Raw genomic sequence first — 12981 nt, 5'->3', positions numbered from 1 at the left:
CACCACAAAAAAAAGCTAAAATGAAAATGGTTCCGTTGTTGCTTGAAATAAAGCTTAATGGAAGCTTATTGCCTGGTATTACACAATGTTATAAAGATCCGTCCGGTCACATCTGGATTGAAGAAAGTGACTTACGTCAATGGGGGATGAAATCTAACTTCCATGCTCCCTTAAAGCATCGCGGCGAACAGTTATATAAACTGGATTGGCATCACAATGTTAGCTATCAATTAGATCAATATGCGATGCAGCTAACAATATCAGCACCACCACAATTATTTATTACTCAAACCTTTGATCCACTCAGTAAACGTCTAGGTGCTTTGCGTCCAAAAGATCCAGGAGCCTTTCTTAATTATGATGCGGTTGCGTTAAGAAATAATAGTCCCGGTATCAATCAAACTAATCTCTCAGCATTAATGGGTTTAGGTTTGTTTAATCGTTTAGGTGTTGGAACCGCCGATGTGCTTGCATATAACAAATACGCGAATAATATTACCTTATTAACGAATCAATCCAGTAAATTAGTCCGTTTAAATACAACGTGGACCTTAGACCAACCAGAAAACATTGCGCGTTGGCGCTTAGGCGATGCGATTACCGGTTCTACGTATTGGAGTGGTGCATCACGTTTTGCGGGGATCCAATATGCCACTAATTTTAATACGCAACCTAATTTAGTTACGTTTCCACTGCCTGGTTATCAAGGTGAAGCCGCTATTCCCAGCACAGTGGATGTTTTTGTGAATAGCGTTTTAAACCAACAGCAAATAGTTAACAACGGCCCTTATATTTTTAACAATATTCCGGTTATTTCTGGAGCCGGTAACGTGAATGTTGTTACACAGGATTTGCTTGGACGTAGCAAAGTAGTTAGTTTTTCTTATTACGCAAGTCCGCAACTACTTAAGCCCGATTTAGTTGATTTTTCCTATGAAGCGGGATTTGTGCGAGATAATTATGGCGTAAATAGCAATTGATTATGGACGTTTCTTAGCGGTGGCGACTTATCAACGCGGCATCACTGACAACCTCACTTTAGGGGGGCACGCCGAAGTTTTATTTGATCAACAAACCTTAGGCTTTTCGGCTAATTATTTATTAAATAATTATGGAGTAGCCTCGTTAGCGGTGGCGGGGGGGCATAATAATTCAGGCGGTGGCGGTTTATTAGGTTTGGGTTTTATTCGTCAAGGTCCGAAACTCAGTTACGGTTTCAATACTAGCTTAACCACTTTAAATTACATACAACTCGGTACACAACCCAATACATCACCGCCGAGTGTCGTGAATCAGTTATTCTTAGGATATAGTTTAGAAAATTATGGATCACTTAGCACCAGTTTTACCATGGTGAATAGCCGAAATTTTAATACGGCTAATGGTATATCCAATACCCCAACTGCACGATTATTGACAGCAACCTATAGCCATAATTTATTTAAAAATATTTCTTTAAGTCTGGGTTTTGTGGGGGATTTACGTAACTCACAAACTAACCAAGCATTTTTGACTTTAGTTTTTGCGCCTGATATCAATCATTTTGTTACCAACTCAACCACCTGGCAAAATCATCAATTACAAGATGTATTGCAACTGACTAAACCTACTCCTTTAGGAACAGGTTATGGGTATAACCTGTTTGCTAGCAATAATAGTAATCGTTATGCTGGTGCTGATGTGACCCTACAAAATGAAATAGGAGCTTATACTGCGCGCGTAGGACAAGGTAGAGGACAAGCTAGCTACGAAGTGGATGCTAGTGGCAGTGCTATTTATTTTGCTGGCAATGGCTTTTTAGCGCGTAAACTAACTCAAAGCTTTGCTGTCGTGAAGGTTCCCGATTTCCCAGGGGTGGATGTACTCTATGAAAATCAATTAATGGGCAAGACGGATAGAAATGGAAATTTATTAATTCCTGAGTTATTACCTTATCAAGAAAATATCATCGATATAGAACCCACGACTTTACCATTAGATACACAAATTGATGTGACTCATCAAACAGTCATTCCTTATTTTGAGAGTGGTGTATTAGCAGAGTTCTCGGTTAAACGCATGCAAGGTGCCGATTTACATTTAAGAACACCTATCGGTAAGTTTGTTCCTGTAGGTGCAGAACTTATCTTAAATAAAGATAATTCTAGTGAGAGTTATCCTGTCGGATATGACGGTGAGGTATATATCCCCGAAATCAAGGGTCATATTTTAGAGGGTTCAGTTAATTGGGAAAATCATATGTATTATTTTTCAGTTCAATTGCCAAATAGCAGTGATCCGATTATCGAATTAGGAGATGTGCCGTGTTACTAAAACAAATTAAACGATCCTGGTTATGCCTGATTATTTTAGTTTGTTATAATTTTTACAGTCCTGCTGCTTATGCTACTTGTGCAGGACTAGGTTGTTCATGCTCAGTTGGAACCACAGGTGTAGCATTTGGAAGTTATATCACTACATCTCCAACAGCGGATACAGCTAATGGGAATGTTGCAGTAACTTGCTCAGCATTGGTAATCTTTACAGTGTCTTATGTTATAAGTATGGCTAAAGGGAATAGTGCCACTTATACCCCGCGTTTTATGAATTTATTAGGCGTCCATTTAAATTATAATTTATATACAACCGCAGGTTTTGCTTCGATTTGGGGGGATGCAACCGGAGGCACGGTGACAGTTAGCGATGGATATACGTCAATAGGCTTGTCAACAACAAGAAATTATACTGTTTTTGGCCAAATACCTGCGTTGCAGCCCGTTGGGCCCGGTACTTACACCGACTCGGTTTTGGTAACGGTCACTTATTAAGCTCAACATGCTTAGTTACTGGATAATAAGTCGTTCCTCTATTAGGCTTAATAAAGGAAGTTAACTATCGACATTCAAAAAGCGCATGAGAAATGGATTTTTTTTGCACTGAGTCAAGCCAATCTCTAAAAAATAGCATTATTTTTTAAGTTTCTTCCTGCAATTATACAGTTAATAAATGGATTAATTTTCTGGAATACTGGCCATCTGATGGACAGAAGGGGGTTAATCATGCGTTATTTGGTAAATGTATACGGTTGTTTATTTTTTTTATTATTAAGTATAAGTTCCGCGTTTGCGGCCATAGGTGGTGATGGCACTTCTATGCTGGTTTCGGTAGGTGTCATAGGTGGGTGTACGATTCGTGCTACGCCCTTAGTTTTTGGTGTATATAATCCTGATTCATCTATTGCTAATAATTCAACAGCGCGTCTCAAAGTTCTTTGTACGTTAAATACGCCTTATTATGTGACTTTAGATCAGGGAGCTGGCAATTCAGCAACCACTAGATTACGTAGAATGTCGGGACCAGAGCAATCATCTATCAAATATCTTTTAACGCAAAACCTAACTCATACAGTGAACTGGGGTAATGTTGTTGGAGTCGATGCTAAATTTGGTGTAGGAAATGGTCTAAGACAAACATTAGTTGTTTACGGACAAATACCACCCAAGCAAAATGTCGGAATAGGTTCGTATAGAGATGTTGTTAACGTAGGAATTATTTTTTAGCCCCAAAAACTGGCGTCTTTTATTTTATTAACTGGATTTTAATCGTTGAGATAACCCATAACAAAAGATAGTGGCCAATGAAAGTAGTACCATTAATCCAGCGAACCAAATGAGAGTGTTATTGTAAAGATGGCTGAGTACAAGGCTGCCTACAACACCGAATAAACTCATAATGGTTCCTAGCATCGCCATACGAGCTCCCATGGGTTCACTACAGGCTTCTATAGCGACACGTTGTAATGGAAAAAAGGCTAAGCTGGAACCTAAAATAAAACCGCTTAATGGAATTACTAAAGCTAATATATTTCTAGGAAAAAGCAACGTAAAGATAATAGCAATAAAACTTGCGCTTAAACTTATTAGCAAACCCCACGTAACTAAGCGGTTTACTCCTAATTTTTCAGAAAAATACTTAATAATCTGAGCAGCGACTATCATTGCACTAAATACGATAGCTTGTAGTAAACTGAAAATGCTAGCGTTGTAGTGAAATTCGTTGATAACTAAAAAAGGACCTAAGACTACCCATGCTATCATTCCTAGATAAGCAAAGCAGAAGACCAGAATATTCAGCATGAACTGGGAGTTACGTATAATAGCTAGGTAATCTTTGCCTATCACATTTAATGCTAGGGGTTTTCTATGCTCAACAGGGTTACTTTCGGGCATGATAAGCCATAAAACCAACAGAGTTATAAGTCCACTAAAAAATAATACGCCGAAGATCCACCGCCAATCTGATATTTGTAATACTGTACTTCCTACTAACGGTCCAAATGCCGGTCCTAAAATGACAATACTTCCCATTAAAGCCAATATCTTAATAGCATCCATGGTGTTATAACTTTCATGAATACTTGAATAACCAGCTGTTGTAATAGAACAAACAACGCTACCTTGGAAAAAACGTGCAATCAAAAAAATAACTATATTGGAGGTGAGCGCACAAACAGCCGTAGCAAGCAAAAAAATGAATCCGTAAATAAATAAAATAGGTCGGCGACCCCATCTATCCGATAAGGGACCTAAAATTATTGAAGAAGAAGCGAAACCAAAAAACCAAGCCGTTAAGGTCAGCTGAGCCATATGCTGATTGATCATTAAATCATGGCTAATTTGTGGCAGCGCAGGCAAATACATGTCATTAGTTAAGTAGGCGAGCATCTCGTAAATAACTAAAGCAATAGGAAATAGTGTGTGGGGTTTGAAGCTGGTTTGCATAAATAATAGTTTAGGGAAGGTCAACCGAATAATTGCTTATCGATTAAATCACACAAACAATGAATGATGAGTAAATGTGTTTCTTGTATGCGTGCAGTAGATGTGCCTTGAACGCGGATTTCAATATCAGTGGAGCTTAACAATCCAGCTAAGGCCCCGCCTTCTTTGCCGGTGAGGGCAATAATTTTTAAGTCTCTACTTTGCGCGGCTTCACAGGCTTTCAATATATTCTCGGAGTTACCACTCGTCGAAATAATTAATAAAATATCGCCGGCTTGGCCTAAGGCTCTAATCTGTTTGGCAAAAATTTCACTATAGCTATAGTCATTCGCAATAGAGGTAATGGTTGAAGTGTCTGTAGTTAAGGCAATCGCAGGTAGACTCGGACGTTCGGTTTCAAAACGGTTAATCATTTCTGAGGCGAAATGCTGTGAATCTGCCGCAGAGCCCCCATTGCCGCAGACCAAAATTTTATTATTATTCAATAGGCATTCAACGAATAGTTCACTGGCCGCCAAAATTATTTCGGGCAGTGTTTCTGCGGCATCCGATTTTGTGCGTATGCTCTCAGAAAAATGGGTCTTAATACGTGCTATTAGATTCATAGATTACCTAGAGAATGCGTTTTTTATCCATTCTACTTGAGCCGAGTCCAGTTTGGAAATACTCGCTAATTTTTGCGTAGCGAGTTTAACGCCCACCACATCAAAACGACAGGTCATATTTCCGGATAATGGGTGAGATAATAAGTAAAATTCTGCAGTTTTGATGATTTTATTTTGTTTAATAAAATTGACTGATTCTAAGCTACTACCAAAATTTTGATGTTGTCGATAACGAACTTCTATGAAAACTAAGGTGGTTTGATCACGCATAATCAAGTCAATTTCACCCAAGCGGCACTTATAATTACGCGCGATTAATTTAAGTTTTTGCCGTCGTAAATAATCACAAACTAAGCCTTCGATTTGATTACCTAGTTTTTTTGTATCGATAGATATCGTCATTAATCGATAGGGACTAAATTCCCATTACGAAATTGTGCGCAGGGTAATTGGCGAGAGATGCGATGTTGACTATTTAATGAAAGCATTCCTGTTGTACCTTCCAGCCTTTGTTGTGGGGACTGATTTAAACGCCCTAGTTGCTGAATAATGTGAAATGCATCAATACCTAAGGCATAATACTTACTGTTTCGATTAAAACTTTCTGGAGAAGCTGAGTTTAATTGTTGGTAGAGATTGGGTTCAATTTTGTCGTTAGCTAGTGACCAGGGAGCAGCGCAGAAAATAACTTGATTCAGGTCTTTATCAGGACGCTGGGATCCCGGTATCCCACTATAGATCGACGCTGTCGCATAAACCGGTATATCACCGGCATAAAAGAATTTAAGTAATGGTTTGACTTGGCGACCTATTTGCGGACTACTCGCTAAGAAAATCACATCAAAATCAGTACGCCTATCATGCGGAGGTTTAAAATGTAGAAAATGACTGATTTGCTTAGTGATATCAGCAGGGTTTTGCGATAACGACAGTTGACCGACAACGTTTCCCCCTAAAGCTTGCCATTGTTGTGCAAACGCTTCACCTATCTGCGATCCCCAATTGCCATTGGCAGTCATGATGAGTGCAGAACGTTTTCCATGTTGCCAGGCATGGCTGGTAGCTTGTTGTGCTTCGTCGATGGGGGATAAACCAAACTGGTATAGCTCTGGGGGTGTACTAATATCAGAGTTTAAATAGTTCAATGCTAAAATAGGAACGGTGGTTTGTAAACCGGCAATGCTTTGTACTTGAGGCTTCAGTAGTGGACCGACAATTATTTGCGCATTTTTTGCTACAGCTTGCGTATAAGCTGCTTGTATCGAAGATTCAACACTGGTGTCTATGAGGATAATACGCGGTGATGATCCATTTTCCTCAGCGGCAGCTAAAAAACCTTGTTTCACTGACTGACCAATATTAGCTAAGGGACCTTGTAGTGGCAGCAGCAAGGCAATAGGTTGTATCACATTATTGCTAGGAACAGCTGGTGTCGATATTAGAGAGCTTTGATTGTTCGATAAGACTGGATTAGGCACACGGCTAGAATTGCTAGCACAAGCCGTAAGACCTGAGCTTAGCAATAATAAGCTTATGGTTAAACATAATCGATTCATCAATGAAAAAGACACACGCTTTCCAGTCAAATTTTAAACGGCAGTGTTAATAATAGTTTATTCTATTACTTTTACGCAATGCTTCAGAAAATTTTGCTTATCTAGGTAATCGCTTATGAATAAACCTGTTCCGCCTGATAAAGAGGATCTGGCATTTTTTAGGGAAGCAATGAAGGATGTGAAGCGTACTAAGTCATTCCATGGAAAAAATAAACAAAAAAAAATTATTACTCTGGTCGATAAGGCAAAATTAATTAATCTAAAAGATGAAAATCAACAAATCTCGATAGCGCTTTTTGATCCAACCGAGTTAAACATAGGATCTGAAGATCGGTTGTTTTTTAGTCGACCAGGCTTGCAGAATAAACGCATTAAACATTTAACGCAGGGTGGCATACGCCAATCGGATTATCTAGATTTACATCAAATGACTGTAGATCAAGCACGAAGGGCTGTGCTCAATTTTTTGTTACACAGTCGCGAACACAATTATACCTGTGTGCGCATCATTCATGGGAAGGGAAAGCTCAATCTATCGGGAGCCAAATTAAAAAATCATGTCAATTGCTGGTTAATGCAAATTCCATGGGTATTGGCTTTTTCTTCCGCGCAACCACGGGATGGTGGGGCGGGGGCATTGTATGTACTATTACGCCGAAATCATCACGTGAAATGATTAAGCAAGGTTTTTTTTGTCATTGCGAGCGCGTAAATTATTCATCGTCATTGCGAGCACCGTAGGTGCGTGGCAATCCAGAGATGGCCACGGCCTCACTAACGTTTCGGCCTCGCCATGACATGCGCATTAATTTTTAACTTTGGAAAGGGAAAGAGTATCTTTATTTGGCAGCTAATTTAGCGTAACTTGCTACCAGCCATTTCGTACCGGCATTGTTAAATTTAATCTGTAGGCGCATATGCTCGCCGCGCCCTTCAGCATCGATCAGCGTTCCTTCTCCAAATACTGGGTGTGTCACCGTTTGTCCGATACGTAATCCAGTATCACCTATTGAATCACGAACGGAATTTTTTGCGGGTCTTAATGTTTGTGTAGGTCTAATAACAGAGGTACGTAATCGAACTTCTGCTAATAATTCTTTGGGAATTTCTGAAATAAACCGAGAAGGTCGATGATGACTTTCAGTACCATGTAAACGCCTTACTTCCGCATAACTAAGAAATAATTTACGCATGGCACGCGTCATTCCCACATAACAGAGTCGACGTTCTTCTTCTAAGCGACCAGGTTCTTCATGAGACATATGATGTGGGAACAATCCTTCTTCCATGCCACATAAAAATACCCAGGGAAATTCTAAACCCTTAGCAGAATGCAAGGTCATTAATTGCACGCACTCTTGTGTCGTGTCGCCTTGATGTTCACCTGCTTCTAGTGCAACATGCGCAAGAAAGGCAGATAAAATAGAAATACTACTGTCTTCAGGTACAAATTGCCTGGTAGCGTTGATTAATTCTTCAAGGTTTTCGATACGGGCTTGACCGCGTTCGCCTTTTTCTTTTTTGTAATGACTAAACAAACCACTGCTATAAAGAACTTGCTCTGTTTGTTCGGCCAGCGTTAATGCCTTAGTATCTTCATCCATTTTGTCGATCAATTGGATAAAAAGAGTTAATGCATTCGCTGCACGCGCGGCTAAGGTTTGGTTAGTTAATAAATGTTCAGCGGCTTGCCATAAAGAAATACCTTGAGCACGTGCTTCCAACCGTAACATTTGTAAGGTCTGATCACCAATACCCCGTGTCGGAGTGTTGACGACACGTTCGAAAGCCGGATCATCATTACGATTAGCAATTAAGCGTAAATAGGCTAAGGCATCTTTGATTTCAGCGCGTTCGAAAAAGCGTAATCCACCATAGATACGATAAGGAATTTGTGCTGAGATTAAGGCCTCTTCTAACACGCGTGACTGAGCATTTGATCGATATAAAACAGCAACTTCATTAGGTCGCAGTTCTTTTTTTAAGCCTTGTTTAATTTGGTTGACAATAAATCGTGCTTCATCTAAATCATTAAACGCACCATAAAGTGAAATCAGATCACCTTGTCCGCCACTGCTCCAAAGTTTTTTACCTAAACGGCCGTCATTATGTGTTATTAATGCATTCGAAGCGGCTAAAATGACGCCGGTTGAACGATAATTTTGTTCGAGTCGTATCACCTGATTATCTGGAAAATCGCGAGTAAAGTCTTGAATGTTTTTTACGCGCGCGCCACGCCACCCATAAATCGATTGGTCATCATCACCGACTATCATTAAATAGTTTTTTCCATTACTTAATAATTTTAACCAAGCGTACTGAATGGTGTTAGTATCTTGAAACTCATCAACCAAAATATGTCGAAAACGTTCTTGATAATGATGTAAAATATCGGGGTTTTTAATAAAAAGCTCATAGCTACGTAAAATGAGTTCGGCAAAATCGATAACACCATTTCGAGTGCAAATTTCTTCATAGGATTGGTAGATACGAACTAAGGTTTTGGTATAGGGATCATTCGCATTAGCTACTTGACTAGGTCTAATTCCTTCATCTTTTTGTTGATTGATAAACCATTGTACTTTTTTCGGTGCCCATTGTGCTTCATCCAAATTCAGGCCAACCAGAATTCGTTTAATAACGCGATATTGATCATCACTATCTAATATTTGAAATGCCTGTGGCAATCCAGCGGCTTCCCAATGTTGACGTAATAAGCGATGAGCAAGTCCATGAAACGTACCCACCCACATCATGCGCATCGGGATATCGAGCAAATTTTCCAAGCGTTGACGCATTTCTCCCGCGGCTTTATTAGTAAAGGTGACAGCAAGAATGTTATGTGGAGATATATTTTCCACATTGATTAACCAGGCAATACGATGGACTAACACACGAGTCTTTCCGCTACCCGCCCCGGCTAGTACCAATAAATGTGTCTGGGGAGCAGCAACGACTTGTTGTTGAGCCTTATTTAAAGACTCTAATAAGGGATGATTAGGATTAGACATAGCCGGTGATTGTAACGAAATTTCTATCGTCTTGCATGATTATTTTCCAGCGACAAAAGTTTATTGCATACTTTTGTTTTAATAGGTCAACTCCGTAGCATATTTATCGGTCATTAAAGGTTGTGAGATGATACGCTTTTGATATAGATATAACATAAATTTTGTATAATCTTTTTTATCGAAATTAACTGGATGACGTGCAATATAAGGTAAGGTAGTTTGCCAAATTTGATGATTTAACGCCTTGTTTAAGGCGGGGTGATTTTTTGCAAATACTTCCCAGCTTTTTTCTGGGTTATTGAGCAAATATTGGGTTGCTTTGTCGAGGGCTATTAAAAATTTACTAAGACGTGGATCAGATAATTTATTTTTATTGGCGATGATAATTAATTCATCATAAGTTGGAATTGTCGCTAACTCGATTGGAAAGATCTTTACCGGTTGATGAGCAAATTGCATCTGTAAAGGTTCTACGTTGCGCATCACATTAATCACGGCATCGACGCGATCGCTTAATAGAGCTTGCGTTAAATCATATTGCACATTAATGGTTTGTACATCGCGCATCGTTAAGTGCGCCTTTTCTAGCAATGCGCTTAGCATCATTGTCCCTTCAACGTGGGATGTATAAGCGATACGTTTGCCTTTCAGATCGGCAAGCTGATGAATAGGCCCATTTTTTTTTACAATCAAACAGTTTAAAGGTTGGTTTATTAAACTAGCCACGCGTATTAAAGGTAGTCCTTTTGCGGCTTGTACCACCAATTGTGGTTGATAACTAACCGCCAAATCAGCATGACCTGCGGCTACTAGTTTAGGGCCATCATCAGGATTACTCGGCGCGATAATATTGACTTGTATCCCTTCGCGGGCAAAAAATCCTTGCTCTTTTGCCACAAAAATTGCCGCATGATCAGGATTAACCAACCAATCTAGGATTAACGTTAACGGTTTAGCCCAGGCGTTACTAGTGAATAACAAAAAGCTCACTATAAGAATAAATTTTTTTTGTATTGGCATAAATAAAGTTTTTATTTTTTGGATGATTCGGTCCATGGCAAAGCCAGCTTGAGTAAAGTATCCACAAAAAAATATAATAAGATTCCTAGAAAAAAAATAACCAGCAATACAGCAAACATGAGATCAATTTGCATCTGCGCGTTGGCATTTAACAATAAAAAACCTAAGCCCTGATTCGAGCCAACCCATTCTCCGATAATGGCACCTAGGGGAGCCATAGCAGTTGCCAGCCGGATACCAGAAGCAAGATTTGGTAATGCCGCAGGAATACGGATTTGATACAAAATTTGCCAGCGATTACTATTCATAATCTCAGCCATGTTTAAGTAATTTTCTGGCGTTTGCTTTAAGCCATCGAGAAAATTATTGGTAATAGGAAAAAATAACATAAAAGTGGTGGTGATAATTTTAGCCGTTACGCCATAACCAAACCAAAGTACCAGTAGGGGAGCAATTGCAAATACGGGCAAAGCTTGACTGGCCAATAATAAAGGGAGTAAGAAGTTATGCAATGTTCGGAATAAACTCATACTAAGCGCAATAGTTACACCTAGCAAAATTCCAAAAAATAAGCCAAAAAGAATTTCGACCAACGTAGGTAAAGTCTGTGATGTAATCAGCGTTGCGTGATCAATAAGACTTTTTAGTACTTCAAAGGGAGTAGGCAATATATAATTAGGTAATTGTAAAATACGAATCAAACATTCCCAAATGATAATAAACCAAATAGGGATGAAAAATTTATGAAAAAATAAGGAATATATTCTTAAAAGTAACTGTTTGCTCGCAATGAATTTTGAAATCCATGAGGACGAAAGCCAATTTTGTAGTTGCGCAATTCCATTGATGAATTGATTAATTAAAAGAACAAATGGAACCATTATTTCAGCTCCTGCAGATGATGCAAGAGCTTAGCTTGCCATTGTAATAATTCAGGATTATTCAACGATCGCGGTGGTGCGTCTTTCAGTTCGCAGTTTAGATAATTTATTTTTGCCGGCGTGCCCGACATGATTGCAATATGATGTCCTAAACGCAATGCTTCTAATGGATCATGTGTGACTAATAATACCGTATGATTTTTTAATGCCTGTGCAGTGAGTTCTTGTAGTTGATAACGAGTAATGCTGTCTAAGGCAGAAAAGGGTTCGTCCATTAGTACGATAGGTCGCTTTTCTAAAAGTACGCGCGCTAAAGCAACCCGTTGTTGCATCCCGCCAGACAATTGTGCTGGATATTTATCCAAAGTGTTCTCTAAGCCTAATTGTACAAGTAATTCGCGAGCTTGGGCGTAAGGTTTTTTTGTGCGTCGTAAACGATACCCCAGTACAACATTGTTCAAAATATTTAGCCAAGGTAATAAAGTATGCGTTTGAGGCATATAAGCTAATCGACCCGATAAGCCCCGCTGATCGCAGGCAGTGATAGACGCTGATGTGGTGATAAATCCAGCGATTAATTGTAGAAAACGACTTTTACCAATTCCGCTCCTACCTAATAGACAAGTCGTTTGTCCCGCTGCTAAATGGAAGTCTAAATGGTCAAATAGAGTTTTATCTTGGTAGTGCAAACTTGCGTTGCCTACCAACACAGCGGGTGATTTTAACATACACTTTTCCTACGCGGGCATTATCCCGATCAGGTATACAAGGGTATTTCTCAGCTAGACCCTACATAAAACATTCGTCTTTTAATTGATTTCGTTGTTGAATTGCCTTTTCGAATACTCATTTACTTATGTAAACTCCGCTTCTCAAAGCCAATTCGCCTAGAACTCAATTAAAATGCTTTTGTTTTACACATGGAGGCAAGCACCCCTAAGCGAAAGGACGCATCGTAACAAGCTCATTAGCAAAATGAAAGAGCTATTAGGTAAATTGGGTGAGAAATACCTGTTTATTTCGAAGTTTTATCCGTCTGTGTGAAGTTTGAACAGAGGCTAAGCACTTGAGTTATTACAAAAATTGAAGTTTAATGGATTGCTCGCACTAATTTCTAATTTAAAACCTAATAAAATTATTAAGTGTTA

The 12981-nt window shown here is 39.2% G+C and carries 13 protein-coding genes; 5 read left to right on the top strand and 8 right to left on the bottom strand.

Translation table 11 applies throughout. The features are described from left to right. Nucleotides 1–20: 20 nt before the first annotated feature. From AAHH40_RS06290 to AAHH40_RS06275, 4 genes are all read left to right on the top strand, one after another. Nucleotides 21–980 carry a fimbria/pilus outer membrane usher protein gene (locus tag AAHH40_RS06290; protein ID WP_342219825.1) on the top strand — a complete coding sequence of 320 codons (960 nt, stop codon included), beginning with the start codon at nucleotides 21–23 and terminating at the stop codon, nucleotides 978–980. 19 nt (nucleotides 981–999) lie between these two features. Further along, entirely contained in the window at nucleotides 1000–2313 is a 1314-nt protein-coding gene (locus AAHH40_RS06285) for a fimbria/pilus outer membrane usher protein (protein ID WP_342219824.1), read from the top strand. Beyond that, nucleotides 2304–2807 (top strand): spore coat U domain-containing protein, encoded by a 504-nt coding sequence (locus tag AAHH40_RS06280; RefSeq protein ID WP_342219823.1) that lies wholly within the window; start codon nucleotides 2304–2306, stop codon nucleotides 2805–2807. Before AAHH40_RS06285 ends, AAHH40_RS06280 begins: the two co-directional genes overlap by 10 nt. A gap of 231 nt (nucleotides 2808–3038) precedes the next feature. Continuing rightward, on the top strand, nucleotides 3039–3539 hold the full coding sequence (locus tag AAHH40_RS06275) for a spore coat U domain-containing protein (protein ID WP_342219822.1): 501 nt from the start codon (nucleotides 3039–3041) through the stop codon (nucleotides 3537–3539). A gap of 27 nt (nucleotides 3540–3566) precedes the next feature. On the opposite strand, the gene AAHH40_RS06270 is transcribed toward AAHH40_RS06275, so the two are convergent. The 4 genes from AAHH40_RS06270 to AAHH40_RS06255 are packed head-to-tail and all read right to left on the bottom strand — an operon-like array spanning nucleotide 3567 to nucleotide 6936. Beyond that, the gene (locus AAHH40_RS06270) at nucleotides 3567–4760 is read right to left on the bottom strand and encodes a multidrug effflux MFS transporter (protein WP_342219821.1); all 1194 of its coding nucleotides are present in this window, start codon (nucleotides 4758–4760) and stop codon (nucleotides 3567–3569) included. Nucleotides 4761–4780: 20 nt separating this feature from the next. Further along, a complete protein-coding gene (locus AAHH40_RS06265) occupies nucleotides 4781–5365 on the bottom strand; it encodes a phosphoheptose isomerase (RefSeq protein WP_342219820.1) in 585 nt (194 codons plus the stop codon). 3 nt (nucleotides 5366–5368) lie between these two features. Further along, entirely contained in the window at nucleotides 5369–5767 is a 399-nt protein-coding gene (locus AAHH40_RS06260; protein ID WP_342219819.1) for a YraN family protein, read from the bottom strand. Further along, the gene (locus AAHH40_RS06255) at nucleotides 5767–6936 is read right to left on the bottom strand and encodes a penicillin-binding protein activator (protein WP_342219818.1); all 1170 of its coding nucleotides are present in this window, start codon (nucleotides 6934–6936) and stop codon (nucleotides 5767–5769) included. The genes AAHH40_RS06260 and AAHH40_RS06255 overlap by 1 nt, the downstream gene beginning before the upstream one ends. Nucleotides 6937–7036: 100 nt before the next feature. Here AAHH40_RS06255 and AAHH40_RS06250 point away from each other — a divergent pair, with 100 nt between their 5' ends. Next, nucleotides 7037–7597 (top strand): Smr/MutS family protein, encoded by a 561-nt coding sequence (locus AAHH40_RS06250; protein ID WP_342219817.1) that lies wholly within the window; start codon nucleotides 7037–7039, stop codon nucleotides 7595–7597. A 163-nt stretch (nucleotides 7598–7760) separates the two neighbouring features. Here AAHH40_RS06250 and uvrD read toward each other — a convergent pair whose 3' ends face one another. The 4 genes from uvrD to AAHH40_RS06230 all read right to left on the bottom strand — a co-directional run bounded on the left by uvrD (nucleotide 7761) and on the right by AAHH40_RS06230 (nucleotide 12561). Continuing rightward, the gene (gene uvrD, locus AAHH40_RS06245; protein WP_342219816.1) at nucleotides 7761–9932 is read right to left on the bottom strand and encodes a DNA helicase II; all 2172 of its coding nucleotides are present in this window, start codon (nucleotides 9930–9932) and stop codon (nucleotides 7761–7763) included. A 78-nt stretch (nucleotides 9933–10010) separates the two neighbouring features. Beyond that, nucleotides 10011–10988, bottom strand: a complete 978-nt coding sequence (locus AAHH40_RS06240) for an ABC transporter substrate-binding protein (protein ID WP_342219815.1) — start codon at nucleotides 10986–10988, stop codon at nucleotides 10011–10013. Beyond that, nucleotides 10964–11833: an ABC transporter permease gene (locus AAHH40_RS06235; RefSeq protein WP_342219814.1), complete on the bottom strand. Its 870-nt coding sequence runs from the start codon at nucleotides 11831–11833 to the stop codon at nucleotides 10964–10966. Before AAHH40_RS06235 ends, AAHH40_RS06240 begins: the two co-directional genes overlap by 25 nt. Beyond that, nucleotides 11833–12561 (bottom strand): ABC transporter ATP-binding protein, encoded by a 729-nt coding sequence (locus tag AAHH40_RS06230; protein WP_342219813.1) that lies wholly within the window; start codon nucleotides 12559–12561, stop codon nucleotides 11833–11835. Before AAHH40_RS06230 ends, AAHH40_RS06235 begins: the two co-directional genes overlap by 1 nt. Nucleotides 12562–12981: the final 420 nt, after the last annotated feature.

The organism is Rickettsiella endosymbiont of Miltochrista miniata (genome assembly GCF_964031245.1).
Taxonomy (GTDB): domain Bacteria; phylum Pseudomonadota; class Gammaproteobacteria; order Diplorickettsiales; family Diplorickettsiaceae; genus Aquirickettsiella.
The sequence above is the reverse complement of the archived record's forward strand: the minus strand, read 5'-3'. Positions and strand labels throughout refer to the sequence as shown.

Coding starts and splice junctions, on each gene's coding strand:
- AAHH40_RS06290 (WP_342219825.1), top strand. CDS start 21: ATGAAAATGGTTCCGTTGTTGCTTGAAATAAAGCTTAATGGAAGCTTA.
- AAHH40_RS06275 (WP_342219822.1), top strand. CDS start 3,039: ATGCGTTATTTGGTAAATGTATACGGTTGTTTATTTTTTTTATTATTA.
- AAHH40_RS06270 (WP_342219821.1), bottom strand. CDS start 4,760: ATGCAAACCAGCTTCAAACCCCACACACTATTTCCTATTGCTTTAGTT.
- AAHH40_RS06265 (WP_342219820.1), bottom strand. CDS start 5,365: ATGAATCTAATAGCACGTATTAAGACCCATTTTTCTGAGAGCATACGC.
- AAHH40_RS06260 (WP_342219819.1), bottom strand. CDS start 5,767: ATGACGATATCTATCGATACAAAAAAACTAGGTAATCAAATCGAAGGC.
- AAHH40_RS06250 (WP_342219817.1), top strand. CDS start 7,037: ATGAATAAACCTGTTCCGCCTGATAAAGAGGATCTGGCATTTTTTAGG.
- uvrD (WP_342219816.1), bottom strand. CDS start 9,932: ATGTCTAATCCTAATCATCCCTTATTAGAGTCTTTAAATAAGGCTCAA.
- AAHH40_RS06240 (WP_342219815.1), bottom strand. CDS start 10,988: ATGGACCGAATCATCCAAAAAATAAAAACTTTATTTATGCCAATACAA.
- AAHH40_RS06235 (WP_342219814.1), bottom strand. CDS start 11,833: ATGGTTCCATTTGTTCTTTTAATTAATCAATTCATCAATGGAATTGCG.
- AAHH40_RS06230 (WP_342219813.1), bottom strand. CDS start 12,561: ATGTTAAAATCACCCGCTGTGTTGGTAGGCAACGCAAGTTTGCACTAC.